Annotated in this window: 25 protein-coding genes; 5 read left to right on the forward strand and 20 right to left on the reverse strand. The window is 72.1% G+C overall.

The genetic code is table 11. From position 1 onward, the window contains the following. Nucleotides 1–14: 14 nt before the first annotated feature. The 4 genes from modB to ACLBX8_RS20890 all read right to left on the reverse strand — a co-directional run bounded on the left by modB (nt 15) and on the right by ACLBX8_RS20890 (nt 2,143). Nucleotides 15–707, reverse strand: a complete 693-nt coding sequence (gene modB, locus ACLBX8_RS20875; protein ID WP_447699648.1) for a molybdate ABC transporter permease subunit — start codon at nt 705–707, stop codon at nt 15–17. A 15-nt stretch (nt 708–722) separates the two neighbouring features. After that, complete coding sequence (gene modA, locus ACLBX8_RS20880; RefSeq protein ID WP_447699647.1) at nt 723–1,538, reverse strand: molybdate ABC transporter substrate-binding protein; 816 nt, start codon at nt 1,536–1,538, stop codon at nt 723–725. A gap of 107 nt (nt 1,539–1,645) precedes the next feature. Then, a complete protein-coding gene (locus ACLBX8_RS20885; protein ID WP_026605083.1) occupies nt 1,646–1,843 on the reverse strand; it encodes a hypothetical protein in 198 nt (65 codons plus the stop codon). Between the two features lie 156 nt (nt 1,844–1,999). Continuing rightward, nucleotides 2,000–2,143: a hypothetical protein gene (locus ACLBX8_RS20890; protein ID WP_020094149.1), complete on the reverse strand. Its 144-nt coding sequence runs from the start codon at nt 2,141–2,143 to the stop codon at nt 2,000–2,002. A gap of 291 nt (nt 2,144–2,434) precedes the next feature. Between ACLBX8_RS20890 and ACLBX8_RS20895 the strand changes: the two genes are divergently transcribed. Together ACLBX8_RS20895 and rmf are read left to right on the forward strand one after the other, a co-directional pair. Further along, a complete protein-coding gene (locus ACLBX8_RS20895; protein WP_447715695.1) occupies nt 2,435–3,355 on the forward strand; it encodes a 50S ribosomal protein L11 methyltransferase in 921 nt (306 codons plus the stop codon). A gap of 50 nt (nt 3,356–3,405) precedes the next feature. Next, nucleotides 3,406–3,594: a ribosome modulation factor gene (rmf, locus tag ACLBX8_RS20900; RefSeq protein WP_447699645.1), complete on the forward strand. Its 189-nt coding sequence runs from the start codon at nt 3,406–3,408 to the stop codon at nt 3,592–3,594. Here the strand turns inward: rmf and ACLBX8_RS20905 are convergent, their stop codons facing one another. Next, nucleotides 3,595–3,849: a hypothetical protein gene (locus ACLBX8_RS20905; RefSeq protein ID WP_056534027.1), complete on the reverse strand. Its 255-nt coding sequence runs from the start codon at nt 3,847–3,849 to the stop codon at nt 3,595–3,597. 138 nt (nt 3,850–3,987) lie between these two features. On the opposite strand from ACLBX8_RS20905, the gene ACLBX8_RS20910 reads away from it, so the two are divergent. Together ACLBX8_RS20910 and ACLBX8_RS20915 are read left to right on the forward strand one after the other, a co-directional pair. Continuing rightward, nucleotides 3,988–5,826 carry an aminopeptidase P family protein gene (locus ACLBX8_RS20910; protein ID WP_447699644.1) on the forward strand — a complete coding sequence of 613 codons (1,839 nt, stop codon included), beginning with the start codon at nt 3,988–3,990 and terminating at the stop codon, nt 5,824–5,826. Nucleotides 5,827–5,963: 137 nt separating this feature from the next. After that, nucleotides 5,964–8,132, forward strand: a complete 2,169-nt coding sequence (locus ACLBX8_RS20915; RefSeq protein ID WP_447699643.1) for a protein-disulfide reductase DsbD family protein — start codon at nt 5,964–5,966, stop codon at nt 8,130–8,132. 179 nt (nt 8,133–8,311) lie between these two features. On the opposite strand, the gene phoB is transcribed toward ACLBX8_RS20915, so the two are convergent. The 6 genes from phoB to pstS form a co-directional block, all read right to left on the reverse strand. Beyond that, on the reverse strand, nt 8,312–9,007 hold the full coding sequence (phoB, locus tag ACLBX8_RS20920) for a phosphate regulon transcriptional regulator PhoB (protein ID WP_042671704.1): 696 nt from the start codon (nt 9,005–9,007) through the stop codon (nt 8,312–8,314). 122 nt (nt 9,008–9,129) lie between these two features. After that, nucleotides 9,130–9,849, reverse strand: a complete 720-nt coding sequence (gene phoU / locus ACLBX8_RS20925) for a phosphate signaling complex protein PhoU (protein WP_020094142.1) — start codon at nt 9,847–9,849, stop codon at nt 9,130–9,132. A 109-nt stretch (nt 9,850–9,958) separates the two neighbouring features. Beyond that, a complete protein-coding gene (gene pstB / locus ACLBX8_RS20930; RefSeq protein ID WP_020094141.1) occupies nt 9,959–10,774 on the reverse strand; it encodes a phosphate ABC transporter ATP-binding protein PstB in 816 nt (271 codons plus the stop codon). A gap of 22 nt (nt 10,775–10,796) precedes the next feature. After that, nucleotides 10,797–11,687 (reverse strand): phosphate ABC transporter permease PstA, encoded by an 891-nt coding sequence (gene pstA, locus ACLBX8_RS20935; RefSeq protein WP_447682083.1) that lies wholly within the window; start codon nt 11,685–11,687, stop codon nt 10,797–10,799. Nucleotides 11,688–11,699: 12 nt separating this feature from the next. Next, nucleotides 11,700–12,677, reverse strand: a complete 978-nt coding sequence (pstC, locus tag ACLBX8_RS20940) for a phosphate ABC transporter permease subunit PstC (protein ID WP_447682084.1) — start codon at nt 12,675–12,677, stop codon at nt 11,700–11,702. Between the two features lie 85 nt (nt 12,678–12,762). Continuing rightward, nucleotides 12,763–13,803: a phosphate ABC transporter substrate-binding protein PstS gene (gene pstS / locus ACLBX8_RS20945; RefSeq protein ID WP_447699641.1), complete on the reverse strand. Its 1,041-nt coding sequence runs from the start codon at nt 13,801–13,803 to the stop codon at nt 12,763–12,765. 279 nt (nt 13,804–14,082) lie between these two features. Here pstS and ACLBX8_RS20950 point away from each other — a divergent pair, with 279 nt between their 5' ends. Further along, nucleotides 14,083–14,328: a hypothetical protein gene (locus tag ACLBX8_RS20950; protein ID WP_020094137.1), complete on the forward strand. Its 246-nt coding sequence runs from the start codon at nt 14,083–14,085 to the stop codon at nt 14,326–14,328. 15 nt (nt 14,329–14,343) lie between these two features. On the opposite strand, the gene ACLBX8_RS20955 is transcribed toward ACLBX8_RS20950, so the two are convergent. The 9 genes from ACLBX8_RS20955 to murB all read right to left on the reverse strand — a co-directional run bounded on the left by ACLBX8_RS20955 (nt 14,344) and on the right by murB (nt 25,049). Further along, on the reverse strand, nt 14,344–14,544 hold the full coding sequence (locus tag ACLBX8_RS20955; RefSeq protein WP_020094136.1) for a hypothetical protein: 201 nt from the start codon (nt 14,542–14,544) through the stop codon (nt 14,344–14,346). A 115-nt stretch (nt 14,545–14,659) separates the two neighbouring features. After that, complete coding sequence (gene recN, locus ACLBX8_RS20960) at nt 14,660–16,333, reverse strand: DNA repair protein RecN (protein ID WP_447715696.1); 1,674 nt, start codon at nt 16,331–16,333, stop codon at nt 14,660–14,662. Between the two features lie 183 nt (nt 16,334–16,516). Next, on the reverse strand, nt 16,517–17,398 hold the full coding sequence (locus ACLBX8_RS20965) for an outer membrane protein assembly factor BamD (protein ID WP_091979221.1): 882 nt from the start codon (nt 17,396–17,398) through the stop codon (nt 16,517–16,519). Nucleotides 17,399–17,585: 187 nt separating this feature from the next. Then, nucleotides 17,586–18,533, reverse strand: coding sequence for a UDP-3-O-acyl-N-acetylglucosamine deacetylase (gene lpxC, locus ACLBX8_RS20970; protein WP_020094133.1), 948 nt, complete (start codon nt 18,531–18,533; stop codon nt 17,586–17,588). A gap of 436 nt (nt 18,534–18,969) precedes the next feature. Continuing rightward, on the reverse strand, nt 18,970–20,745 hold the full coding sequence (gene ftsZ, locus ACLBX8_RS20975) for a cell division protein FtsZ (RefSeq protein WP_091979174.1): 1,776 nt from the start codon (nt 20,743–20,745) through the stop codon (nt 18,970–18,972). Between the two features lie 91 nt (nt 20,746–20,836). Next, complete coding sequence (ftsA, locus tag ACLBX8_RS20980) at nt 20,837–22,159, reverse strand: cell division protein FtsA (RefSeq protein WP_012319319.1); 1,323 nt, start codon at nt 22,157–22,159, stop codon at nt 20,837–20,839. Nucleotides 22,160–22,211: 52 nt separating this feature from the next. Further along, on the reverse strand, nt 22,212–23,165 hold the full coding sequence (locus ACLBX8_RS20985; protein ID WP_020094131.1) for a cell division protein FtsQ/DivIB: 954 nt from the start codon (nt 23,163–23,165) through the stop codon (nt 22,212–22,214). Then, nucleotides 23,132–24,055, reverse strand: a complete 924-nt coding sequence (locus tag ACLBX8_RS20990) for a D-alanine--D-alanine ligase (RefSeq protein WP_020094130.1) — start codon at nt 24,053–24,055, stop codon at nt 23,132–23,134. The genes ACLBX8_RS20985 and ACLBX8_RS20990 overlap by 34 nt, the downstream gene beginning before the upstream one ends. A gap of 67 nt (nt 24,056–24,122) precedes the next feature. Beyond that, complete coding sequence (gene murB, locus ACLBX8_RS20995) at nt 24,123–25,049, reverse strand: UDP-N-acetylmuramate dehydrogenase (protein WP_447715697.1); 927 nt, start codon at nt 25,047–25,049, stop codon at nt 24,123–24,125. Nucleotides 25,050–25,233 lie beyond the last annotated feature (184 nt).

Here is a 25,233-nt window from a genome sequence, read left to right on the forward strand (position 1 = left end):
GGATCGGTCGCCATTCAGCCCGCCCCCAGGCGCCGACCGGCCCGCCGCGCCAGGAATTCCGACACCAGCAGCGCCGCGACCGACATCGCGATCGAGATCAGGGTGAGGCGCAGGGCCGGCCCCTCCCCGCCGGGAACCTGCGTCAGCGTGTAGATCGCCGACGGCAGGGTCTGGGTCTCGCCCGGGATGTTCGAGACGAACGTGATGGTCGCGCCGAACTCCCCCATCGCCTTGGCGAAGGCCAGCACGGCGCCCGCGAGGCACCCGGGCAGGCTGAGGGGCAGCGTGATCGTCAGGAACACCGCGAAGGGGTTCGCGCCCAGCGTCCCGGCCGCCTGCTCCAGACGCCGGTCCACGGCCTCGATCGACAGCCGCATCGCCCGCACCATGAGCGGGAAGCCCATCACCGCGCAGGCCAGCGCCGCCCCGGTCCAGCGGAAGGAGAAGACCACGCCGATCTCGGCGAGGGGCGCGCCGAGCGGGCCGCGCCGGCCGAAGGCCAGCAGCAGCAGGTAGCCGGTCACGACCGGGGGCAGGATCAGCGGCAGGTGGACCAGCCCGTCCAGCAGGGCGCGGCCGGGAAACCGGCGCCGCGCCAGCAGCCACGCCACGGCGAGGCCGGGCACGAGGCTCGCGAGCGTCGCCACCGTCGCCACCCGCAGGCTCAGGCCGACGGCGGTCCACTCGTCCGGCGTGAGCCCGAGCAAGGGGGCGGCGCGCCGCTACTGGCTGGCACCGGGCTGCGCGACCACCGTGAAGCCCTGGCGCTCGAAGGAACCCCGGGCCTCCGGGCCGCGCAGGTAGCCGAGCAGCGTCCCGGCATCCGGGTTGCGCGACTCCCGGGTCACCGCCGCCGGATAGACGATCGGCGGGTGGCTGTCGGCCGGGAAGGTCGCCACCACGTGGACGCTCGGGTCCGCGGCCGCGTCGGTGGCGTAGACGATGCCGAGCGGCGCCTCGCCCCGGGCGACCAGCAGGAGGGCGGCGCGCACGTTCTCGGCCTGGGCGACCTGCCCCTTCACGGCGTCCCAGGCGCCGAGCTTCTCCAGGGCGGCCTTGCCGTACTTGCCGGCGGGAACGGCGTCGATCGTCGCCATCGCCAGCCGCCCGCCGCCGAGCATCCGCGTCAGCGTGGTGCCGAGGTTCGGCGCCAGGGCCACCTGCGGATCCGCGGCGCTGTCCTTCGGCCCCGGGGCGATCAGCACCAGGGCGTTGCGCAGGAGGTCGATCCGCGAGCCGGCCTTCAGCAGCCCGGCCCGGTCGACGTAATCCATCCACGCGAGGTCGGCCGAGATGAACAGGTCCGCCGGCGCCCCCGCCTCGATCTGCTTCGCGAGGGCGTTCGAGCCGGCGTAGGAGATCCGCGCGGTCTTGCCGGTCGCCTTCGTCCAGGCTGCCGCGGCGTCGTCGAGGGCGTTCTTGAGGCTCGCGGCCGCGAACACGACGACCGGCTCGTCCGCCCGCGCGGCCCTGTCGGTCGGCGCGAGGACCAGCGCCGCGAGCGCGCAGGCGACCAGGATCCGTCGAGTCAGGGGCATCACGCAGATCTCTCCGGTCGCGACCCGCTATATACGGCGGGGAACGACGGGGATCATAGGCGCGCGCGGGCGGTCGGCCAAGGCCCGGCCACCCGGGTGACCGCGCGTCAGCCGAGCTTGGCCTCCGGCCGGTCCTTGGGCTCGGCCTCGGCCCGGTGGAGGCGGCTCAGCAGGACGAGGAGATGGCCCGGGAGCGGCCCGTCCGGTGCGGGACCGCCGAAGATCCGCTCGCGTGGTCGGGCAGGCACGGCCGCGCCGTTGACGACCACGGGCCCGCGGGGGCCGGAACGCCGGGACTTGGTCACGCTGTACGCACCCTGCTCAATCGTGATTCACGTAAAAAGCCGGCAAAAACGCCGCGCAAGTCGGCCAGTTCCGCAGCTGCCGTACATCATTTGGTTAACGCGCGAACAACCTGCCTCATTCCTGGGCGCCCGCTCGCGCGAATCGGTGCCGCGCCGTCACCAGGTCCGGATGTCGTGCCGCTCGGTCGGGCGCGCCTCCGGCATGCCGTTCATGCCGTTCGCGACCAGCAAGGCCCAGAGCGTGGCGGCGCCCGCGGTCACGGCCGCGAAGGCGACGCTGATGAGGAGAGGCGCGGTCATGGCAGCACGATCGTCTGTCAAAACAGGCGCGCCGCACCGGGAAGTGCGGCGCGCCCGAGTTGAGGGTCCGGCCTTGGGTAAGCCGAGATTGTTTAAGCACACGCGATGGCTGTGGACACTGATTTGAGTCGCGCAGAAGATAAGTATTGGCGCTTGTGACCGTCCGGCAACAACGGGCGGGGCCGCCGGTCCGCTCCGCCGCCCCGCCCCGCGGCCCCACCCTTGCCGAGCCCGGATTTTTTCGCGCCAGCCCCTGGGCTGCGGCGCGCCCCGGCGTTACAGCCGGGCACCATGCTCGAAGGCCTGCCGCCCCATCGCCCGTCCCACGTCCTGCGTCTGCTGACCGACGAACGCTCGGCCCGCGCGATGACCGACCTCCTCGGCGAGATGTTCGATCCCACGGAGACCGCGGTGGCGGCCTTCGAGGACGAGGACGGGCGCACGTGGCGCCTGGAGGCCTACTTCGCGGACGCGCCCGACGAGGATTACGTCCGCGAACTGATCCGCCCGGTCATCGGCGACGCGGCCGACGCGGCGGAGTTCCGCACGATCGACCAGCAGGACTGGGTGCGCGCGTCGCTGGAGGGCCTGAAGCCGGTCCGGGCCGGCCGGTTCCTCGTCCACGGCTCGCACGACCGCGATTCGGTCCGGGGCAACGATCTGGCCATCGAGATCGAGGCCGCCCTCGCCTTCGGGACCGGGCATCACGGAACGACGCTGGGCTGCCTCCGCGCCCTGGTCTCGGAACTCAAGCGCCGGCGCCCGGTCCACGTCCTCGATGTCGGCACGGGAACCGGGATCCTCGCCTTCGCGGCCGCCAAGGCCCTGCGGCAGCCCGTGGTGGCCGGCGACCTGGACGCGGAGGCCGTGCGCACGGCCCGCGAGAACGCCCGCGCCAACGGGCTCGGCCCCTATCTCAAGCTCTACGAGGGGCCCGGGGTCCGCCACCGCCTCGCCGACCGGCCGCGCCATTTCGATCTCGTCTTCGCCAACATCCTGGCCCGGCCACTCAGGCTCCTGGCGCCGACCCTGGCGCGGGTCGTCGCCACCGAGGGCGTGCTGGTCCTGTGCGGCCTGATCGAGCGCGACGTGCCGGGCGTGCTCTCCGCCTACCGCCCCCAGGGTTTCTCCCTCGTGCGCCGCGGCGTGATCGAGGGATGGGTCGCCCTGGTCCTGATGCGCGGCGGCGCGGCGCCGCGTCCGCGGCGCTGACCGGCGCGGGATCGCCCCGAACTCCCCGTCCGCCGGCGTGTTGTCCGGCCATGAGCCAGACGCCGCTCCACGATCCGCCCGCGGACCCCATCGCCGAGGGCGCCCGCGCTCGGGCGCAGGGGCGGCCCAAGGATGCCTGCCCCTATCCGGCCGACTCGCCCGCGCGCCGGGCCTGGCTCGAGGGCTACGATGGGGCACCCGCGGACCGGGCGCCGGACCTGCCGATCACGAACGGCTGATCAGCGCGCGGTGCGCAGCCGGCCCGGCCGGTCCGGCGCGCCCGCGGTCTCGGCCGGCGACCCCGGTGCGTCCGCCTGCGACACCGGCGCGCCGAGCGCCGCCATCAGCGCGCGCAGGCCGTCGATCCACTCTTCGAGTTCGGCGAGCGAATCGAAGCCGTCGCGGCGGACGACCGTGTCGGGCTCGATCGTCACGACGGCGTCGAAGCGGCCGTCGGGTCTGTCGCTGATCCGGTAGTAAACGCGGCGTGGCATGTCTGAGTAATAAGCGAGAATCCGCGGCGTGATAAGATTGCTAACGATCTTTAAGCACCGCAACCGACCTCCGACCAACCTCTTTCTCATGACAACAGGGTGTTGCGACGCGGGAGCGGCGGGCGCTAGGCTCGCCGCATGACCGAGACCCGTCCGTCCCGACAGCGCCAGCGCTTCCAGAGCTTCGACGACCCGAGCCACCGGAAGGGCGCCGAGCGGATCGAGGCCCTCCGGGCGGCGCTGTGCGAGACCGGACTCGACGGCTTCGTCGTGCCGCGGGCCGACGAGCACCAGTCGGAATACGTTCCCGCCGACGCCGAGCGGCTGGCCTGGCTCACCGGCTTCACCGGCTCGGCCGGCACGGCCGTGATCCTGATGGATTCCGCGGCGCTGGTCGTCGACGGGCGCTACACCCTGCAGGCGCCCGAGCAGGTCGATACCGGCCTCGTCACGGTGGTGCCGCTTGCCGAATCGACGCCGGAGGTCTGGGTCGGAGCCAACCTGCGGCGGGATCAGGTGCTCGGCTACGATCCCTGGCTGCACACCCCGGACGGTCTAGCGCGCCTGGAGCGGGCCGTGACCCGCGCCGGCGGGACCATGCGGGCGGTGCCGAACCTCGTCGACGCGGTCTGGGCCGGTCGGCCGCGGCCGCCGGCCGGTCCGGTGGTGGTCCATCCCGACGCGCTGTGCGGCGAGGGGGCCGCCGACAAGCTCGGCCGGATCCGGGCGGCGCTCGCCGAGGGTGGCTGCGATGCCCTGGTGATCTCCGACCCGCACAACCTGGCCTGGGCCTTCAACCTGCGCGGGTCCGACGTCGCCCACACGCCCCTGGCGCTGGGTTACGCCATCCTGCCGCGCGAGGGACGGGCCCGGCTGTACCTCGTCTCTCCGAACGTCGATCCGGCCCTGCGGGCGGAACTCGCGCCGATCGCCGAGATCCTGCCGCGGGCGGACCTGGACGACGGGTTGGCATCCCTGGCGGGCGTGCGCGTCCGCCTCGACGCCGCGACCGGCGCCGTCGCCCTGAAGGAGAAGATCGAGGCCGCCGGCGGCACGGCCGATGTCGGCAAGGACCCGATCACCGGCATGAAGGCGGTCAAGAACGCCGCCGAGATCGCGGGCGCCCGCGCGGCCCATGTCCGGGACGGGGCGAGCGTCGCGCGCTTCCTCGCCTGGCTCGACGGTGCGGCCGTGGCCGGCGGCCTCACCGAGATCGCCGCCGTCGAGGCCCTGGAAGATTTCCGGGCCGCCGGCGGCGACCTGCGCGAGGTCTCGTTCCCCACGATCTCGGGTTCCGGACCGAACGGCGCGATCGTCCACTACCGGGTGAGCCGCGCCACGGACCGGGCGGTCCAGTCGGGCGAGCTGTTCCTGATCGATTCGGGAGCGCAGTACCCGGACGGCACCACCGATATCACCCGGACGGTCGCGGTCGGCGCGCCGAGCCCGGAGATGCGCGACCGGTTCACGCGGGTGCTGAAGGGGCACGTCGCCATCGCCCGGGCGGTGTTCCCGGTCGGCACGACCGGCGCCCAGATCGACGCCTTCGCGCGGGCACCGCTCTGGCAGGCGGGCCTCGACTTCGACCACGGCACCGGTCACGGCGTCGGCGCCTTCCTGTCGGTTCACGAGGGGCCGCAGCGGATCGCCAAGACCGGCACGGTGGCGCTCGAGCCCGGCATGATCCTGTCGAACGAGCCGGGCTACTACGCCCGCGGCGCCTACGGCATCCGGATCGAGAACCTCGTCCTGGTCGAGGCCCGCGCGATCGCGGGCGGGGAGCGCCCGATGCTCGGCTTCGAGACGCTGACGCTCGCTCCCTACGACCGCCGGCTGATCCGGCCGGACCTGCTCGAGCCCGGGGAGCGGGCCTGGATCGACGCCTATCATGCGAGGGTCCGCGAGACCCTGGCGCCCTGGCTCGACACCGCGACGCGCGACTGGCTCGAGCGGGCGACGGCGCCGCTCGAGGGGTGAGCCGGCCGCAGGGGATCCCGGACGCGGTCCATGGTAAGACCCGACGCCATGGTAAGACCGGACGCCATGGAAACGCCCGCGCCGAGCCCGACACGCCGCGCGTGAAACCGCGACCGCCCCGCGCGCGAAGGGACAGCATGATCCGCCGCCTCGCCCTCCTGATCCTGGCCCTCGCCGCGGGCCTCTCGGCCGCCGCGGCACAGGGGGTCCCGCAGGGCTTCCGCACGCCCGCGGACCTCGTGCGCGCGAGCCTCGTGGCCGAGCCCGCCGCCGTCGCCGGCGCGCAGCCCTTCACGCTGGCGGTGCGGATGCAGGTCAAGCCCGGCTGGCACGTCTACTGGCGCAACCCGGGCGATTCCGGCCTGCCCCCGGAGGTGACCTGGACCCTGCCGGCCGGCTTCAGCGCCGGCGCGATCCGGTGGCCGGCGCCGGAGCGCATCCCGATCGCGACCCTCATGAACTACGGCTACGAGGGCGAGGTCACGCTCCTCGTCCCGGTGACGCCGCCGCCGAGCCTCGACCCGGCCGACCCGGTGCGGATCCAGGCCAAGCTGACTTACCTCGTCTGCGAGACCGAGTGCGTGCCCGGCTCGGCCGATCTCGCCCTGACCCTGCCGGTCGGCAAGGCCGAGCCGGACCCGGCCAACGCCGCGCTGTTCGCGCGCGCCCGCGCCGCGCTCCCCGTGCCGGCGCTCTGGCCCCTGAGCCTGTCGAGCCAGGGCGACACCCTGCGCCTCGATTTCGCCGCGGCCGGCCTCAAGCCCGAGGCGGTCCGGAACGCCGCGTACTTCCCCTACGCCGAGACGGCGATCGACAACGCCGCCGCGCAGGTGATGAGCGTCGACGGGACCGGCCTGCACCTGACCCTCGCCCGGAGCAGCCCGACCGACCCAGTGCCCGCCGCGCTGCCCGGCGTCCTGACGGTCGAGGAGGTCGACGCCGCCGGGACCCGCCGGCTCGCCTTCGCGTACGGCGACGAGCCGGTGCTCCCGGCCGCCGCGGCGGCGGCCGCGACCGCGCCGCCCGCGACCGCGCCGGCCACCGCCGACTTCGACGCGCTGACGCTGGCGACCGCCGCGGCCTTCGCCTTCCTCGGCGGCCTGATCCTCAACCTGATGCCCTGCGTCTTCCCGGTCCTGTCGATCAAGGTGCTCGGCCTCGTGCGGCACGCGGGCGAGGGGCCGGCCCGGCTGCGGCTCCACGGCCTCGCCTACACGGCCGGCGTCCTGGCGAGCTTCCTGGCGCTCGCCGCCGCGCTGATCGGCCTGAAGAGCGGCGGGGCCGCGATCGGCTGGGGGTTCCAGCTCCAGTCGCCCGCCATCGTGGCGGGGCTCGCCTACCTGCTGTTCGCGATGGGCCTGAGCCTCTCGGGCGCGGTCCATGTCGGCGGCCGGCTCGCCGGCCTCGGCGACGGCCTCACCCGGCGCGGCGGCCTGAGCGGCTCGTTCTTCACCGGCGTGCTCGCGACCCTGGTGGCGACGCCCTGCACGGCGCCGTTCATGGGCTCGGCGGTGGGCTTCGCGCTGACCCAGAGCGCCGGCGTGGCGCTCGCCGTCTTCGCGAGCCTCGGCCTCGGCCTCGCCCTGCCCTTCCTGCTCCTGACCCTCTGGCCGCCGGCCCTGCGGGCGCTGCCGCGGCCGGGCGCCTGGATGGAGACCCTCAAGCAGGTGCTGGCCTTCCCGGTCTACGCCACCGTGGCGTGGCTGATCTGGGTGCTGGCGCAGCAGGTCGACCCGCGCGGGCTGCTGGCGGCGCTGATCGGCCTCGTCCTCGTGGGCTTCGCCGCCTGGGCCTGGGAGCACGGCCGCGCCGCCCCGCCGCGGGCCGGCCGGGTCGCGCAGGCCGCCGCCGCGCTGGCGCTGATCGCCGTTGGGGCCCTCGCCGTCACCCTGCCCCGGGATCGCGCCGCGCCGGCCGCGCAGGCCGCCGCCGACGGGATCGAGCCGTTCACGCAGGCGCGCCTCGACGCCCTGCTCGACGCGCACCGCCCCGTCTTCGTGGACATGACCGCCGCGTGGTGCATCACCTGCGCGGTCAACGAGGCGACCTCGCTCAACACGAAGGCCGTGCGGGCCGCGATGGCCGAGCGCGGCGTGACCTACATGAAGGGCGACTGGACCAACCAGAACCCCGAGATCACCCGCCTCCTGGAGAAGCACGGGCGCAGCGGCGTCCCGCTCTACCTGCTCTATACCGGGACGGGAGAGCCCCAGGTGCTGCCGCAGATCCTCACCGAGGGGACGGTCCTGGCGGCGCTGGAGGCGGTGCCGGCCGCCTCGGGCCGGAGCGCGGCGCTGGCGCGCTGAGTCCCTGGAGGCCGGGACGCGCGAATCTTCGCGGGCCCGTCCCACCGTCTTTGCGAGCGGAGCGAAGCAACCCAGCAGCGCCGCGCGCGCCGGCGTCCCGCCGCTCTGGGTCGCTTCGCTCCGCTCGCGATGACGGCGCGCCGGAGCGGTGAGGCGCTCCGACAGCCCTTCGGGCCGCCTCAAGCCTCCAGCGAGAAGGTCTCGTCGAAGGCGTAGCCCGAGCCCCGGACCGTGCGGATCGGGTCGGTCTGGCGCGGGCCGTTCAGCGCCTTGCGCAACCGCCCGACATGGACGTCGACGGTGCGCTCGTCGATGTAGACGTCGTGGCCCCACACCCCGTCGAGGAGCTGCTCGCGGGAGAAGACCCGGCCCGGCGCCAGCATCAGGAATTCCAGGAGCCGGAACTCCGTGGGGCCCAGATGCAGCTCCTCGCCGCCGCGGCGGACGCGGTGGCCGGTGCGGTCGAGTTCCAGGTCGCCGGCCGCCAGCCGGTCCGAGACGTGGGCGGGCTTGGCCCGGCGCAGGAGCGCGCGGATCCGGGCGAGCAGCTCCGGGACCGAGAACGGCTTGACGATGTAGTCGTCGGCGCCCGTGCCGAGCCCGCGGACACGGTCGCCCTCTTCGCCCCGGGCGGTGAGCATGATCACCGGCAGGCGCTCGGTCTCCCGGCGCGCCCGGATCCGGCGGCACAGCTCGATCCCCGAGAGGCCGGGCAGCATCCAGTCGAGCAGGACGAGGTCCGGGATCCGCTCCGCGAGGAGCAGTTCGGCGTCGTCGCCGCGCGCCGCCGAATCCACCAGGAAGCCCTCGGCCTCCAGGTTGTAGCGCAGCAGCGTGCTCAGGGCCTCCTCGTCCTCGACGATCAGGACTTGCATGCTCACGTTCGAAGACTCGTTCTGCGGGCGGTCCCCGGATGGTGCAGGAGGCGCCGCCCCGCCTCAACCCGCACGGAGAGTGACCCCGGCCGCGCCCACAGGAAGGCGCCGGGGTCGGCGCCTCACGGCGCCTGCACGCCGTCCACGGTCGCGTAGTTCGACGCGTCGTTCTTCGGCCGGTCACCCGCCAGCGTCTCGCCCGTGGCGAGGTAGTGGATCGTCTCGGCGATGTTGGTGGTGTGGTCGCCGATGCGCTCGACGTTCTTCGCGCAGAACAGGAGGTGCGTGCAGAACGAGATGTTGCGCGGATCCTCCATCATGTAGGTCAGGAGCTCGCGGAACAGGGAATTGTACAGGGCGTCGATCTCGCCGTCGCGCTCCCAGACGTCGTGGGCCGCCTGGACGTCGCGGCTCCCGTAGGCGTCGAGCACGTCCTTCAGCTGACCCTCGGCGAGGTCGCTCATGTGGCGCACGCCGAGCACGATCTTCTGGGCCGGCGCCTGATCGGAGATCGCCACCACGCGCTTGGCGACGTTCTTGGCGAGGTCGCCGATCCGCTCCAGATCGCCGGAGACGCGGATCGCCGAGATGGTCTCGCGCAGGTCGATGGCCAGGGGCTGGCGCCGGGCGATCAGCAGCACGGCGCGCTCCTCGATGTCCCGCTGCAGCGCGTCGAGGCGCTTGTCGGCGAGGATCACAGCCTGGGCGAGCGTGTCGTCCCGGCGCACGAGGGCGTCGGTCGCCTCCGCGGTCATCTTCTCGGCGACGCCGCCCATCTCCGAGATCGAGCGACGCAGGTTCTCCAGGTCGGTGTCGTAGGAGGTGACGATATGGCCGGGCATGGCGGATCCTTCGATGGGGTCCCGGGGACGGCCCTCCGGGAGGCTTGCGGGACCCGCCGGCGCGCCGGAGACGCGAGCGGCGGTCCCGGGACCGGAGCGGCCCGGCAGACTAGCCGAAGCGGCCGGTGATGTAGTCCTGCGTGCGGCGTTCCGTCGGGTTCATGAACATCCGGTTGGTCGGACCGAACTCGACGAGCTGCCCCAGATACATGAAGGCGGTGAACTGCGAGATGCGCGCCGCCTGCTGCATGTTGTGGGTGACGATCACGATGGTGAACTCGTCGCGCAGCTGCTCGATCAGCTCCTCGATGCGGCCGGTCGAGATCGGGTCGAGGGCCGAGGTCGGCTCGTCGAACAGGATCACCTCCGGCTTCTGCGCCACCGTCCGGGCGATGCACAGGCGCTGCTGCTGGCCGCCCGACAGGCCGGTCCCCGGCTGCCGGAGCTTGTCCTTCACCTCGTCCCAGAGGGCGGCCTTGCGCAGGGATTCCTCGATCCGGCCGTCGAGCTCGGATTTCGGCAGCTTCTCGTAGAGGCGCAGGCCGAAGGCCACGTTGTCGTAGATCGACATCGGGAACGGCGTCGGCTTCTGGAACACCATGCCGATGCGCGAGCGCAGCTCGTTCAGGTCGACGGAGGGGCTGAGGATGTTCTCGCCGTCGAGCAGGATCTCGCCCTCCGCGCGCTGCTCCGGGTAGAGGCTGTAGATCCGGTTGAAGCAGCGCAGCAGGGTGGACTTGCCGCAGCCGGAAGGGCCGATCAGCGCCGTCACCTGCCGGTCGTGGAAGTTGAGGTTGACGTCCTTAAGCCCGTGGAAGCTGCCGTAATAGAAGTTCAGGTCCTTGACGGCGATCCGCACGGGGCCGCCCTCTTCGGCGCGGTTGCGGTTCAGCTCGACCGTGGGGATCGCGGAGGCGGCGTTCATCGTCGTGTCCTCGAAAGGGGGCTCAGCGCGAGGCCTGCGGCTTGATCACGAGGCGCGCGATGATCGACAGCGCCAGGATGGTGGTGGTGATCAGAAGCGCGCCCGCCCAGGCCAGGCCCTGCCAGTTCGGGTAGGGCGAGAGGGCGAACTGGTAGATCATCACCGGCAGGTTCGCGACGCCGCCCATCAGGTTGGCCGAGAACCAGGAATTGTTGTTGAGCGCGGTGAACAGCAGCGGCGCGGTCTCGCCGGCGATGCGGGCGAGGGCCAGGATGATGCCGGTGACGATGCCGGCCGAGGCCGCCCGCCAGGTCACGCTCATGATCACCGTCGAGGGCGGCGCGCCGAGCGCCGCGCCGGCCTCCCGCAGGGTGCCGGGCACGAGGCGCAGCATGTCCTCGGTGGTGCGCACGATCACCGGCACGGCGATGATCGCCAGCGCCACGCCGCCGGCCCAGCCCGAGTAGGTGCCCATCGGCCGCACCATCAGCGTGTAGACGAACAGGCCGATCAGGATCGACGGCGCCGAGAGCAGGACGTCGTTGAGGAAGCGGATCAGGGCGGCCAGCTTCGAGCCGCGCCCGTACTCGGCCAGGAAGGTCCCGGCCATGACGCCGACCGGCGTGGCGATCAGGATGCCGATCCCGGTCAGAACGAGGCTGCCCAGGATAGCGTTGGCGATGCCGCCGCCCTCGGAGCCCGGGCCCGGGGTCGGGTTGGTGAACAGGGTCGGCGTGAAGCCGCGCACGCCCTGGACGATCAGCATCACCAGGATCGAGCCGAGAACCAGGGCGCCGACCACCGTCGCGGCGGTGCAGGCGACGCGCAGGGTCCGGTCGGCGACGCGGCGTCCCTGACGGACGCGGCCGGGGCGGCGCTGGGCAGCCGGGGCGATCGTGCTGGAGGAAACCATCGCGCGTGCTCCTCAGGCGGACTGGACGCGGCGCGTCAGCAGCCGGGCGATGATGAGCACCACGAAGGTGATCACGAACAGGATGCAGCCCAGCGCCATCAGCGCGTTCAGCTGGAGGCCGTCCGCCTCGTTGAACTCGTTGGCGATGCGCGACGCGATGGTCGAGCTCGGGTCGAAGATCGAGGCCGAGAGCCGGTTGGCGTTGCCGACCACGAAGGTCACCGCCATCGTCTCGCCGAGCGCCCGTCCGAGGCCCAGCATGATCGCGCCGATGATCGAGACGGCCGCCTGCGGCACCAGCACGTGGCGCACGACCTCCCAGGTGGTGCAGCCGATGCCGTAGGCGCTCTCGCGCAGCACGGTCGGGATCTGGTCGAGCATGTCCCGGGCGATCGAGGCGATGAACGGCACGATCATGATCGCCAGGATGATCCCGGCGGTGAAGACGCCGACGCCCGACGGCACCCGGGCGTAGAACAGCGTGCCGACGATCGGCATGCCCTCCACGAGGTTCGAGACCGGGATCTGGATGTAGCGCGCGAAGAGCGGCGCGAACACGAACAGGCCCCACATGCCGTATATGATGCTCGGCACGGCCGCGAGCAGCTCGATCGTCATGGCGACCGGCTTGCGGGCCCAGCCCGGGCAGAGCTGGGTGAGGTAGACCGCGATGCCCAGCGAGACGGGCACGCCGATCAGCAGGGCCAGGAAGGCGGAGGCGACGGTCCCGATCACCGCGACCAGGGCGCCGTACTGCTCGGTCCCGACGTTCCAGGCGCTGGAGGTCAGGAAGCCGAAGCCGAACTCGCGGAAGGCGGGCCAGCCGCCGTACAGGATCGAGCCGAGGATGCCGGCGAGCACGAGCAGCACCAGCAGGGCCGCGCCGTACGAGCAGGTCCGGAACAGCGTGTCGAGGCTCCGGCTCGGCGCCTTCCGCGCGGTCGCGGAACGGGTTCGGCCGAGGGCGATCGATTCGGTCAAAGCGGGCATCCGCGGTTCTCTGCGAAGGGGGGCGTGGTAGCGCGGTGCGTTCCCGGAAGCGAGGGAGGAGGTTCTCACCCCCTCCCCGCCACGCTCACATGTTGAGGACAGGCTTGCCGTCCTTGCCCTTCACGTCCTTCCACTCCTGGTGGATCAGTTCGACGACGTTGTCCGGCAGCGGGACGTAGTCGAGGTCGGTGGCGAGCGTGTCGCCGTTCTTGTAGGCCCAGTCGAAGAACTTGAGCACGGCGGCGGACTTGGCCGGGTCGACGGCGTCCTTGTGGACCAGGATGAAGGTCGCCGCCGTGATCGGCCACGCCGCCTCGCCCGGCTGGTTGGTCAGCGAGATGCCGAAGCCCGGGGTCGCCTTCCAGTCGGCGCTCGCCGCCGCGGCCTGGAACGCCTTGTCGTCGGGCTGCGGGTACTGGCCGGCCTTATTCTGCAGCAGGGCGTAGGAGAGCTTGTTCTGCTTGGCGTAGGCCGACTCGACATAGCCGATCGCGTTCGGAACCTGCTTGACGGTGGCGGTCACGCCCTCGTTGCCCTTGCCGCCCTGACCGACTGGCCAGGAGATCGTCGTGGCCGCGCCGTACTCCTTCTTCCAGGGCTCGGAGACCTGGGACAGGTAGGTGGTGAAGATGTTGGTCGTGCCCGACGCGTCGGAGCGGTAGACCGGGGTGATGTTGGCGTCGGGCAGCTTCAGCCCGTCATTGAGCTTGGCGATGCGCGGATCGCTCCACTTCGCGATCTTGCCGGCGTAGATGTCGGCCAGAACGTCGCCGGTGAGCTTCAGCTTGCCGGGCTCGATCCCGGGGATGTTCACCACCGGCACGACGCCGCCCATCACGGTCGGGAACTGGACGAGGCCGTCCTTGGCCAGCTGCTCGGGCTTCAGGGGCGCGTCTGTGGCGCCGAAATCGACCGTCTTGGCCTGGATCTGCTTGATGCCGCCGCCGGAGCCGATCGACTGGTAGTTGAGGCCCGAGCCGGTCTCCTTGCGATAGGCCTCGGCCCACTTCGAGTAGACCGGGAACGGGAAGGTGGCGCCGGCGCCGGTGATATCGGCGGCGAGCGCCGCGGACGCCAGCTGAACCGTCGCGAGGCCGACGGCGAGCGCGTAAGCGAAGGGTCTCAAAGGAATCTCCGTTGCCGTCGGGCTAGAGCCTGCGCTGCCCCGCCGGCGGGCCCGTGCCCGCGGCAGAGCCCTGCGGCCGATCTTCCGAAGAGACCCAGCGCCGGCCGCCCGATGGCCGGGCGGTTACGACAAGTAGATGACACCGGGATGACACGGGGGATGACGGGGGGACGACACGGGGGACGACACCGCGCGTCGGCCGGGCGCGGCACGGTTCCGGCCTCTCGCGCGTTCCTCTCCGCCAGGAGCGGCAGCCGGCAGCAGAAGGACGCGCGGATCGTGGGCGGCGACGAGGTGGATGCGGCGACGGAATCCGATCCGGCCTGGCTGGCCCTGCACGCCGAGCGGGAGGCCGTGGAGCGGGCGCTCGCGCTGGCGCAGGCCCGGCAGAAATTCAGCCCCGACCCGGACGCGGCCTCCGCGGCGCGCGTCGAGGAGGCGGAGCTGCTGGTGAGTCTCGACCGCGTGCTGACGTTGATTCGTGCGGCCGAGTACCGTCGCCGGCCGGGGGCGCGCCGCTGGTGAGGCCGCCGCCCCGGGTCAGACCGCCCGGCGCAGCTCCCGCTCCTTCTGGCGCAGGCGCAGGAGTAGCTCGACATGCGTGTCGGTGATCGGCTGCGTGTCGACGCTGCCCTCGTAGACCGTGCGGAGCGTGAGGCCGAGCTGGCGGGTGTCGACCGCCCGCTTCAGGGGCTGTCCCGCGGGCAGAGACCCATCGGAGTCGACGACTGACGGCTTCATGGCTCCTCCCGCCCTTCGACCGCCCAACCCTGCCGCGGTACCGGGATGGCAGCATTCTCGCGATGAATGGTTAACGAATTGTTACCTTCAACCAACGGTTAAGGTTGACGCCGGTTCACGCGTCGGCGCCCTGGAGGAGTCGCGCGGCCGCCGCCCGGGCCTCGTCGGTGACGGTGGCGCCCGCCAGCATCCGGGCGATCTCCTCGCGGCGCTCGGCGACCGGCAGGCTCGCCACCCGCGTGGCGACGCGGCCGGCCCCTTTCACGGGGGCCTTGGCGATCAGGAAATGCGTCTCCGCCCGCGCGGCGACCTGGGGCGCGTGGGTGACCGCGACCACCTGCACGGTCGCCGCCAGCCGGGCGAGCCGCATCCCGATGGCGTCCGCCACCGCGCCGCCCACGCCGGTATCGATCTCGTCGAAGATGAGCGTCGGGGCCGAGCCCTTGTCGGCCAGCACGACCTTCAGCGCCAGCATGAAGCGCGACAGCTCGCCGCCCGAGGCGACCTTCATCATCGGGCCGGGCTTGGTCCCGGGATTGGTCTGGGCCCAGAACTCGACCCGGTCGGTGCCGGCCGGGTCGCGGGAATCCGGGTCCGTGGCGATCTCGGTGATGAAGCGGGCGCGCTCCAGCTTGAGCGGCGGCAGCTCGGCCTTCACGGCCGCGTCGAGCTGCTTGGCCGCCCGGCGCCGCCCGGCGCTGAGCTTCTCGGCCGCCTCGGCGTAGGCGGCCTCCGCCGTCGCGAGCGCCTGCTCCAGCCCGGCCAGCGCCGCCTCGCCGGCATCGATCGCCGCCACGTCGCCGGCGTAGCGCTCCGCCAGGGCCGCGAGGTCGTCGGCCGGGACATCGTACTTACGGGACGCGGCGCGCAGGGCGAAGAGCCGCTCCTCGACGCGCTCCAGGTCGCGGGGATCGAACTCCGTCTCGGCCACCGCCGCCTCGAGGACCGCGCGGGCTTCGTCGAGGGCGACCATCGCGGCGTCGAGGATGTTCACGCACGGGTCCACCAGGGCCGGAAGCTGCGCGGCGCGCCGTTCCAGCTTGCGCAGGGCGGCCGAGAGGTGCGGCACGCCCGAATGGGGGCCGCCGACGGCCTCGAGCGCCTCGTTGAGCTCGCGCGCGACCTTCTCGGATTGCTGCATGATCGTGCGGCGCTCGGCGAGCTGGGCCTCCTCACCGGCGAGCGGCGCCAGTGCGGCGAGCTCCTCCACGGCGTGGCGCAGGAAGTCGGATTCCTTGCGGGCCGCCTCCACGCGGGCGCGGTGCTCGGCGAGTTCGGTGCGGGCATGCCGCACGGTCCGCGACGCGGCGGCGACCTTCGCGAGCTGGGTCTGGAGGCCGCCGAAGGCATCGAGGATCGCCCTGTGCGAGGCGGGGTCGGCCAGCGCCCGGTCATCGTGCTGACCGTGGATCTCCACGAGAGCCGCGCCGATCGCCCGCAGGACCTGAACGCCCACCGGCTGGTCGTTGACGAAGGCTCGGGTCCGGCCGTCCGCCATCTGGGTCCGGCGCAGGATCAGGTCGCCCTCGGTGTCGATCTCGGCCTCGGCCGCGATCCGGCGCGCCGGATGATCGAGGGGCAGGTCGAACACGGCCGTGACCGCGCCCTGCGCCTCGCCGTGGCGGACGAGGCGGCCGTCGCCGCGGCCGCCGAGCGCCAGGGCGAAGGCGTCGAGCAGGATCGATTTGCCCGCGCCCGTCTCCCCGGTCAGGACGCTGAGTCCCGATCGGAAATTCAGTTCGAGCCTGTCGATCAGGACGATGTCGCGGATCGCGAGCTGCGCCAGCATGCGGCGACGGGGATTCCTCAGGATGGGACCGCAGACATAAGGCCGCCGCGGCGCGGATTCACCCCAAAAATGCGTCGCACCGCGCGGTTGGTGCAACGCGCCGGGCGCCGCAATGGGAAAGGCCCGGAGCGGCGGCTCCGGGCCTCGATGGTTCGTGGGCGGTCCCCGCGCGGGCGCGGCGGCTTACTGGGCCGAGGCGGTCTTGCCCGTGACGGTCCGGTAGATCTTCGAGAGGAACGAGCTCTTCTCCTCGCGGGGCTCGAGACCGCCCTGCGCCAGCAGCGCGTGGGCGTCCTTGTACCAGGGGCTCTCCGGGAAGTTGTGGCCGAGCACCGCGGCGGCGTTCTGCGCCTCCTGGGTGATGCCGAGCGCCCAGTAGGCCTCGGTCAGGCGCTCGAGCGCCTCCTCGGCGTGCCGGGTGGTCTGATACTTGGCGACCACGTCGCGGAAGCGGTTGATCGCCGCCGGGAAATTGCGCTTCTCGAGGTAGAAGCGGCCGATCTCCATCTCCTTGCCGGCGAGCTGATCGCGGGTGATCTGGATCTTCGCCTTCGCGTCCGCGGCGTATTCGGAGGTCGGGTACTTCTGCACCAGCTCCTGCAGCGCGACGAGGGCCTTCTCGGAGCGCTCCTGATCGCGGGTGACGTCCGGGATCTGCTTATAGTTCGACATCGCCATCAGGTACTGCGCGTAGGCCGCATCCTTGCTGGCCGGATGGCGCTGAAGGTAGCGCTTCGAGGCGCTGATCGCGTCGTCGTACTTCTGGCCCTCGTAATTGGCGTAGGCCGTCATCAGCAGCGCCTTCCGGGACCAATCGGAGTACTGGTACTGCTTGTCCAGGCTGTCGAACTTCTTGACCGCGCCCTCGTAGTCGCTGTCCTCGAGCTTGGCGAGGCCGTCGCTGTACAGCTTGTCGGCCGGAACGTCCGGCACGACCTCGGGCTTGTACTTCTCGGCGAAGATGCTCGTCGGGTCGAAGTCGCAGCCGCCGAGGCCCAGGCCGAGGACGGCCACGAGGGGCGCCGCGAAGGCCGCTGCCCGGCGATGACGAATGGTGACAGGCATCTGGCGCTCTTTCCCGGAACCGGCGCCGTTGCGCGCCGTCATGCCATCGCGTGGGTGGATCCGGCCCGCCCCGGGCCGTGCCCGCCGTTCACGGACCGTTAAACCGTGCCGTTCGATTCGGGCACGAAAGCGGCAAGGCTGCGGCAGTCAGGATCGGTTGGGGGCTGTGGCCCGTCGGTCACAGGGGCTACAGGTCGCCCGCGAAGGCGGCGAGGCCCAGGCCGGCGCCGAGTTCGGACAGCACGGTCTCGCGGCGCGAGCCCTGCGCCTCGACGATGGCGTAGTTCGCACGGTCGGCGAACAGGGCCGACAGCACCCCGACATTCATCCGGTGGCCGCCGCAATAGGAGCGGTAGGCCCCCTGGATCGGCAGGCCGGCCAGGGCGAGGTCGCCGATGGCGTCGAGGATCTTGTGGCGGACGAACTCGTCCTGGAAGCGCAGGCCCTCGGGATTGACCACCGCGGTCTCGCCGACCGCCACGGTGTTCTCCAGGGAGGCGCCGAGGGCGAAGCCCGCCTTCCAGTAGCGCTCCACGTCCCGCATCATCCCGAAGGTGCGGGCGCCGGCGATCTCGCGGCGGTAGGTCGCGGGCGACAGGTCCATCGCCTTGCGGGAACGGCCGATCACCGGGCTCTCGAAGTCGATCTCGACGTCGAGGCGGAAGCCGCGGTCGATCGGGCGCAGTTCCGCGAAGGATGTCCCGGTCTCGATGCGGACGTGGCGGAGGATCTTGAGCCAGCGCCGCGGCGTGTCGCAGGTGGCGATGCCGGTCTGGTCGATCGCCTGGACGAAGGGGAGCGCGGACCCGTCGAGGATCGGCATCTCGGGGCCGTCGATCTCGACCAGAGCGTTGTCGACGCCCAGCCCGTACAGGGCGGACATCAGGTGCTCGACGGTGGCGACCGCGCCGGTCTCGACGTCACCCAGGACGGTGCAGAGTTCGGTGGCGGAGACGAGGGCGTGATGCGCCTTGATCAGGCGGTCGTTGCCGTGGGTGGTGCCGGTGCGGAGGAAGGCGATGCCGTGATTGGCTGGAGCGGGTCGGATGGTGATCTCGGCGGGGTTGCCGGAGTGAACTCCGATCCCCGAGAGAGTCGCCGGCCCTTTGAGGGTCGTCTGTTTATGCGTTCGCATTCCTTAGCCCCCGGGCGCGATCATTTCCGCCACCCCGACTGGGGGTGAGGAGAAACTGACTGATCCGTCCGCTGCTTGATGCCCTAGCCCACGCGATCAGGTTGTGTCCTGCTGCGTGTCGTCTCGATCACATGGTTTCTATAGCTGCGCCGCACAGGGCAGCCAAATCACGGATTCTTACGGTCTGTTACAGACACGCTTAGCGGTTCGTCACCACAAAGCGCTGCTCCACCAAAGGCTTAAAGGTTGGTTAATGCGTGACTAACCCGCGGCCGTTCTGTGGCGCGGATGCACCATGCGCCGCGGCTCGAGAGGCGCGGCGCACAGCCTCGTCGAGCTCTATTTCTCACCGCAACAACCATGAGTTGCTTTGCTGCAGCGCGAAGGGGCCAGCGGTTTCCCGCCAGCCCCGGGCCGTGCCGGAGACCCGGCCCGGTCAGTTCGCCTGACGGCGGAGGAAGGCCGGGATCTCGAGCTGATCGTCGTCCATCATCCGCGGCTGGGGCGCGGCCCGTCCCTGACCGTCGAGGTTGCCCTGGGCCGGGCGGTACTGCGGGACCGCGGGGGCGGCCGGAGCGCGCGGGGCCGGCGGCACGTGAGGCTGCGCCATGTGGGGCTGGGCCATGTGCGACTGGGCCATGTGCGGCTGCGGGGCGGCGGGCGAGGCCGGCCGGGCCGCCGGGGCGCCGTCCATGTCCTCGCGGCGGCCGCCGAAGCCCACCGTCGCGAGCCGGCGCAGCAGCGAGGTCCGCTTGGATTCCGGGGCGGCCTCCTCGGCAGCGCGGTTCGCCATGATCTGCGTCTGGGCGATCGGCGGCAGCTCGTGGATCTGCGGCATGCGCGGGGCGCGGGCGAGCGGCGTGCCCGTCGGGGCGGCCGGACGCGGCGGCACGAACGGACCGGCCTCGACGGCGGGCGCCGCCTCGACGCGCTGCGGCGCGGGGGCCGGGACGAACGGCGCCGCGGCGCGCGCCTGGACCGGAGCGAGCACGACGTCGTCGCGGGTCATCGGCGCGGCGGCCTCGATGCGGCTGTCGATCCGCGACTCGGGGCGCATCTCGGGGGCCGCGAGCGGCGCGGGGGCCGGGGCGGGCATCGGCGCCGGGGCGACCGACTCGGTGCGGATGCTCGGCACCGGCGAGGCGGCGCGCGAGCGGGCCTCGGCGCGCAGGCGCTCGGCGACCTCGGCGATGCGCTGCTCGGTCTCGGCGATGGCCGGGTTGTTGGGCGAGTTCGCCGAGATCAGCGCCGGCTCGATGCCGGTCGCGACCACCGACACGCGGATGATGCCGTCGAGGCTCTCGTCGAAGGTGGCGCCCAGGATGATGTTGGCGTCCTGGTCGACCTCCTCGCGGATGCGGGTGGCGGCCTCGTCGAGCTCGTAGAGGGTCAGGTCGGAGCCGCCGGTGATCGAGATCAGCAGGCCGCGCGCGCCCTTCATCGAGACGTCGTCGAGGAGCGGGTTGGCGATGGCGGCCTCTGCGGCGCGGTTGGCGCGCTTCTCGCCGGACGCCTCGCCGGTGCCCATCATGGCCTTGCCCATGCCGCGCATGATCGCCCGGACGTCGGCGAAGTCGAGGTTGATGAGGCCCTCCTTCACCATCAGGTCGGTGATGCAGGCGACGCCCGAGTAGAGCACCTGGTCGGCCATCGCGAAGGCGTCCGCGAAGGTGGTCTTCTCGTTGGCGACCCGGAACAGGTTCTGGTTCGGGATCACGATCAGGGTGTCGACCGCGGCCTGCAGCTCCTGGATGCCGGACTCGGCGGTCCGCATGCGGCGCATGCCCTCGAACTGGAACGGCTTGGTCACGACCCCGACCGTCAGGATGCCCATGTCGCGGGCCGCGCGGGCGATGACCGGGGCGGCGCCGGTGCCGGTGCCGCCGCCCATGCCGGCGGTGATGAAGCACATGTGGGCGCCGGAGAGCTGGTCGCGGATCTCGTCGATCACCTCGTCGGCGGCGGCCGAGCCGACCTCCGGGTGCGATCCGGCGCCGAGGCCCTGGGTGACGCCCAGGCCCATCTGGATCACCCGCTCGGCCTTCGAGGAGGTGAGCGCCTGCGCGTCGGTGTTGGCCACGACGAACTCGCAGCCGAGGAGGCCCGACTCGATCATGTTGTTGACGGCGTTGCCGCCGGCGCCGCCGACGCCGAAGACGGTGATGCGGGGCTTCAGTTCCCGGATGTCCGGCGCCTGGAGGGTGATGGCCATGGTGTCGAGCCTCTCGCTAACTGTGCTGTCCGTGCGACGCCTGGGCGCCGGATCCCTTCGATCCCCCCGCGCGAGCGGGCGGGCGTGAAACCTAGAAGCTGTCCCGGAGCCAGCGGCCGACCCGGTTCAGGTAGTTGTCGGTCCCGGTCGCCGCGAAGGCGCCGTGCCCCCGCGGCTCGAAATGCTCGGCATGGGCGACCTGCGGGTAGACGAGCAGGCCGACCGCCGCCGAGAAGGCCGGACCCTTGGCGGCTTCCGGCAGGCCCCGGATGCCGAGGGGCCGTCCGATCCGCACCTGACCCTGGAGGACGCGGCGGGCGACCTCGGGCAGACCGACGAGCTGGCTGGCGCCGCCGGTGAGGACGACGCGCCGCCCGGCCTGGGCGGCGAAGCCCGCGTCGCGCAGGCGGTCCCGCACCAGCTCGACCACCTCCTCGACGCGCGGCTTGATGATCCGCACGAGCTGCGAGCGCGGGATGTGGGCCGGCGCCTCGCCCTCGTCCTCGCCGACGCCGTGCACGGCGATCATGTCGCGGTCGTCGGAGGGGGTGGAGAGGGCCGAGCCGTAGAGGGTCTTCAGCCGCTCGGCCGCCGCCATGCGGGTGGAGAGGCCGCGGGCGATGTCCATGGTGACGTGGTGGCCGCCGACCGCGAGGGCGTCCACGTGAACGAGGTGGCCGCCGGAGAACACGCCGACGCTGGTGGTGCCGCCGCCCATGTCGACGACGCAGACGCCCATCTCGGCCTCGTCGTCGACCAGCGCCGAGAGGCCGGCCGCGTAGGGCGTGGCGATCACCGCCTCGACGCCGAGGTGGCAGTGCTCCACCGCCAGCATGACGTTGCGGGCGGCCGCGAGCTCGCTGGTGACGACGTGCAGGTCGACGCTGAGCGCCTCGCCGATCATGCCCGACGGGTCGATGACGGCGCCCTGCCCGTCGAGGGCGTAGCCGGTGGGCAGCGCGTGCAGCACGGCCCGGCCGGGGCTGACGCCGTGGGCGCTGGCGGTCTCGAGCACCCGCTCGACGTCGCTGCCCGTGACGGTGCCCGAGCGGACGTTCACCCGCGCCTGGAAATGCTGCGAGGCGAGCCGGCCGCCCGACATGTTGACGATGACCGACTGGACCTCGACCTTGGCCATGCGCTCGGCGGCGTGGACCGCCTGACGGATCGCGCTCTCGGCCGCGGCGAGATCGACGATGGCGCCCCCCTTCAGGCCCAGGGAGCGCTGGTGGCCGATGCCGATGATGCGCGCGAGGTGCGTGCGGCCGCGGAGCGTCGTGAGCGCTTCGGCGGGCTGCAATTCGGCGATGAGGCAGACCACCTTGCTCGTGCCGATGTCGAGCACCGAGAGGGTGGTCGAGCGCCGGGCGGAGAGCGGCTTCAAGCGCGGCGTGAGGCCGTGTTGGCTGTGCATTGACGCTACCGGGCGCGGGATGCGGGACGGGCGGAGATCGACAGGAAGGGCATCAGCTGGCCGCGCCCTTCTTCTTCGCCTTCTGGGCTTCCGCGCGGGCGGCGGCGGCCTCCTCGGTCAGGCGCACCACCAGGCGGTCCGGCATGCGCAGGTCCACCGCGATGACGTCCTTCTCGAGCAGGTGGGCCTCGCGCTCGAACCGGACGAGGCGGGCGAGTGCCGCGGCCGGATCGACCTCGGGCAGGCGCACGTCGATGCCGTCGAACTTGAGGGTCCAGCGCCGGCCGGACACGTAGGTGCCGGCCTTGATCCGCTCGGCGAGCGGCCCCGCGGCGGCGATGAGGGCGAGGTATTCCGGAAGCTTGGTGTTGGCGTCCTCGCCGACCACCAGGGGCAGGCTGGCGTAGCGGTCGTCGCGCATGGCGTCGATGACGGTGCCGTCGGCGGCGATCACGCTGATCTCGCCGTTCTTCTGCCAGAGGGCCGCGGGCTCGCGCTCCACCTGGGTGATGGCGATCTCGTTGGGGTAGATCTTCCGGACCGAGGCCTGCGCGATCAGCGGTACGCGGAGCAGCCGCTCGCGCACGTCGTTGACGTCGAGGAAGGGAACCGAGGAGCGCCAGTCGATCCCGGCGGCCGCCAGGACCTCGCGCTCGTACATGCGGGAGATGCCCGAGATGGTGACGCGCTCGACGCCGAAGCCGGCGACGCGCGCGGCGATGTCGAGGGGGCGGCCCTGCTCGGCCACGAACGCGTCGTAGCGGCCGCTCGCCACGAAACCGGCGAGCGCCACGGCGGCGGCGGAGACGGAGACCGCCACGATCCCGGCGCCGCGGGGCAGGCGCTCGCTCAGGCGCTGACTCGGGCGGGCCCGACGAACCGAGAGCGACCGGGACGTGCCGCGGCCGGTGAGCCGGCCCAGGATCGCGCCGGCGAGGCGCGCGGGACCGCTCCGGCCGGCGGCGTCGCCGCTCAGCGATTCAGGGAAGCGTCCTCCACCATCCATCGGACGAGCTCACCGAAACTCAGGCCCGCATGGGCCGCCATCTCCGGCACAAGGCTCGTCTGGGTCATGCCGGGTTGCGTGTTGACCTCCAGCACCACGAGCAGACCGGTTCCACCCGGTGTGTCGTCGTAGCGAAGGTCGGCACGGCTGACGCCCCGACAGCCCAGTGCTTGATGCGCCGTTAACGACAGTTCTTGGACACGCTGGTAAACATTTGGTTTAAGTTCGGCCGGGAGCACGTGCACCGAGCCCCCCGGGGCGTACTTGGCGTCGTAATCGTACCAATCGCCCGTGGCGGCCTTCACCTCGATCACCCCGAGGGCCTTGTCGCCCATCACGCCGCAGGTGAGTTCGCGGCCAGCAATGTAAGGTTCTGCAAGGACTTGCTCGCCGAACGTCCACTCCTCGGAGGCGAGGATCTGGGGCGGGTGCGAGCGGCCGTCGCGCACGATGATCACACCCACCGATGAGCCTTCCGCGATCGGTTTCACGACGTAGGGTGGCGGCAGGGGGTGTGTCCTGGCGGCCTCACGACGGTTAACGATCCGGCCCTCGGGCACGTCGACGCCGGCGGCGCGCATGACGGTCTTGGCCCGCTCCTTGTTCATGGCGAGCGCCGACGCGAGGACGCCGGAATGGGTGTAGGGGATCTTGAGGATCTCCAGCAGGCCCTGGATGGTGCCGTCCTCGCCGTCCGGCCCGTGGAGCGCGTTGAAGGCCACGTCCGGCCGGAGCGCCGTCAGCACCGCGGCGATGTCGGGGCCGACATCGACCCGGGTGACCCGGTAGCCCTCCCCTTCGAGCGCGTCGGCGCAGGCCTTGCCGGAACTGAGGGAGACCTCGCGCTCGGCGGAGGTGCCGCCCAGCAGGACGGCGACGTGCTTGGACATCAGGGCACCTCGAATAGGTCGGCTTCAATCAGGATCTGAGCGCACCGGTCCGTCCGGAACACCGCTCTCACGTCGTGCCGGCGGGGCGGCCGATGCGCCGGATCTCCCAGCGCAATGCGACCCCGCTGGTCTCCCGGACGCGGCGGCGGACCTCCTCGCCGAGACCCTCGATATCGGCCGCGCTCGCAGTACCGGTATTGATCAGGAAGTTGCAGTGCATCTCGCTGACCTGGGCGCCGCCCCGCCTCAATCCGCGGCAGCCGGCGGCGTCGACGAGCTGCCACGCCTTGCCGCCGTCCGGGTTGGCGAAGGTCGAGCCGCCGGTCCGCTCGCGGATCGGCTGCGCGGCCTCGCGGGCGGCGGTGACCCGCTCCATCTCGGCCTCGATGGCGACCCGGTCGCCGGGCCGCCCGCGGAAGACGGCGCGCGTGAAGATCACGTCCTCCGGGGCGTCCGAGTGCCGGTAGGAGAAGCCCATGTCGGCGTGGCTGAAGGTGCGCAGCGCGCCCCCGCGGTCGATGCCGCGGGCCTCGACCAGCACGTCGGTGGTCTCGCCACCATGCGCGCCCGCGTTCATGCGCAGCGCCCCGCCGATCGAACCCGGGATGCCGCGGTAGAAGGCGAGCCCGTCGAGCCCGGCCTCGGCGGCCGCCTTGGCGAGGCGCATGTCCGGGACCGCGGTGCCGACGGTCAGCGCGTTGCCGTCGACCGCGATGCTGCCGAAGGCCTTGCCGCCGAGGCGCACGACCACGCCCGGCACGCCGCCGTCCCGCACGATCAGGTTCGAGCCGAGCCCGATCACCGTGACCGGCACGTCCGGATCGAGAGCGGCGAGGAGGCGGGCGAGATCCTCCTCGTCGGCCGGGGTGAACAGCACCTCGGCCGGTCCGCCGACCCGGAACCAGGTGAGGTCGGCGAGCGGCTGGTCGGCGAGCAGGCGCCCGCGGAGGTCGGGCGCGGCGGCCCGGATGCGATCGTGCAGAGAGGCGGTCATCTGTGAGTCTCCCCTCGCCCCGCCCGCGGGGAGAGGGATGCGGCGATCCTGGTGTCGTCGCATCGGGGTGGCAGCGGACGCTGCGAGGCCGGGGTCCGGAGAGTCACCGCCGGGTTCATCCTCGGAGCGCAGCCCAGTGTGGACGGTCGAGGGTGCCGCCGACCCGAGAGGCTTCCCGGGGCGG

The sequence above is a fragment of the Methylobacterium sp. D48H genome, from assembly GCF_053345715.1.

What these genes read in the sequence shown, in the direction of transcription:
- modA (WP_447699647.1), bottom strand. Translation starts at nt 1,538, where the DNA reads ATGCCCCTGACTCGACGGATCCTGGTCGCCTGCGCGCTCGCGGCGCTG.
- ACLBX8_RS20890 (WP_020094149.1), bottom strand. Translation starts at nt 2,143, where the DNA reads ATGACCGCGCCTCTCCTCATCAGCGTCGCCTTCGCGGCCGTGACCGCG.
- ACLBX8_RS20895 (WP_447715695.1), top strand. Translation starts at nt 2,435, where the DNA reads ATGCTCGAAGGCCTGCCGCCCCATCGCCCGTCCCACGTCCTGCGTCTG.
- rmf (WP_447699645.1), top strand. Translation starts at nt 3,406, where the DNA reads ATGAGCCAGACGCCGCTCCACGATCCGCCCGCGGACCCCATCGCCGAG.
- ACLBX8_RS20905 (WP_056534027.1), bottom strand. Translation starts at nt 3,849, where the DNA reads ATGCCACGCCGCGTTTACTACCGGATCAGCGACAGACCCGACGGCCGC.
- ACLBX8_RS20910 (WP_447699644.1), top strand. Translation starts at nt 3,988, where the DNA reads ATGACCGAGACCCGTCCGTCCCGACAGCGCCAGCGCTTCCAGAGCTTC.
- ACLBX8_RS20915 (WP_447699643.1), top strand. Translation starts at nt 5,964, where the DNA reads ATGATCCGCCGCCTCGCCCTCCTGATCCTGGCCCTCGCCGCGGGCCTC.
- phoB (WP_042671704.1), bottom strand. Translation starts at nt 9,007, where the DNA reads ATGCAAGTCCTGATCGTCGAGGACGAGGAGGCCCTGAGCACGCTGCTG.
- phoU (WP_020094142.1), bottom strand. Translation starts at nt 9,849, where the DNA reads ATGCCCGGCCATATCGTCACCTCCTACGACACCGACCTGGAGAACCTG.
- pstB (WP_020094141.1), bottom strand. Translation starts at nt 10,774, where the DNA reads ATGAACGCCGCCTCCGCGATCCCCACGGTCGAGCTGAACCGCAACCGC.
- pstA (WP_447682083.1), bottom strand. Translation starts at nt 11,687, where the DNA reads ATGGTTTCCTCCAGCACGATCGCCCCGGCTGCCCAGCGCCGCCCCGGC.
- pstC (WP_447682084.1), bottom strand. Translation starts at nt 12,677, where the DNA reads ATGCCCGCTTTGACCGAATCGATCGCCCTCGGCCGAACCCGTTCCGCG.
- ACLBX8_RS20955 (WP_020094136.1), bottom strand. Translation starts at nt 14,544, where the DNA reads ATGAAGCCGTCAGTCGTCGACTCCGATGGGTCTCTGCCCGCGGGACAG.
- recN (WP_447715696.1), bottom strand. Translation starts at nt 16,333, where the DNA reads ATGCTGGCGCAGCTCGCGATCCGCGACATCGTCCTGATCGACAGGCTC.
- ACLBX8_RS20965 (WP_091979221.1), bottom strand. Translation starts at nt 17,398, where the DNA reads ATGCCTGTCACCATTCGTCATCGCCGGGCAGCGGCCTTCGCGGCGCCC.
- lpxC (WP_020094133.1), bottom strand. Translation starts at nt 18,533, where the DNA reads ATGCGAACGCATAAACAGACGACCCTCAAAGGGCCGGCGACTCTCTCG.
- ftsZ (WP_091979174.1), bottom strand. Translation starts at nt 20,745, where the DNA reads ATGGCCATCACCCTCCAGGCGCCGGACATCCGGGAACTGAAGCCCCGC.
- ftsA (WP_012319319.1), bottom strand. Translation starts at nt 22,159, where the DNA reads ATGCACAGCCAACACGGCCTCACGCCGCGCTTGAAGCCGCTCTCCGCC.
- ACLBX8_RS20985 (WP_020094131.1), bottom strand. Translation starts at nt 23,165, where the DNA reads ATGGATGGTGGAGGACGCTTCCCTGAATCGCTGAGCGGCGACGCCGCC.
- ACLBX8_RS20990 (WP_020094130.1), bottom strand. Translation starts at nt 24,055, where the DNA reads ATGTCCAAGCACGTCGCCGTCCTGCTGGGCGGCACCTCCGCCGAGCGC.
- murB (WP_447715697.1), bottom strand. Translation starts at nt 25,049, where the DNA reads ATGACCGCCTCTCTGCACGATCGCATCCGGGCCGCCGCGCCCGACCTC.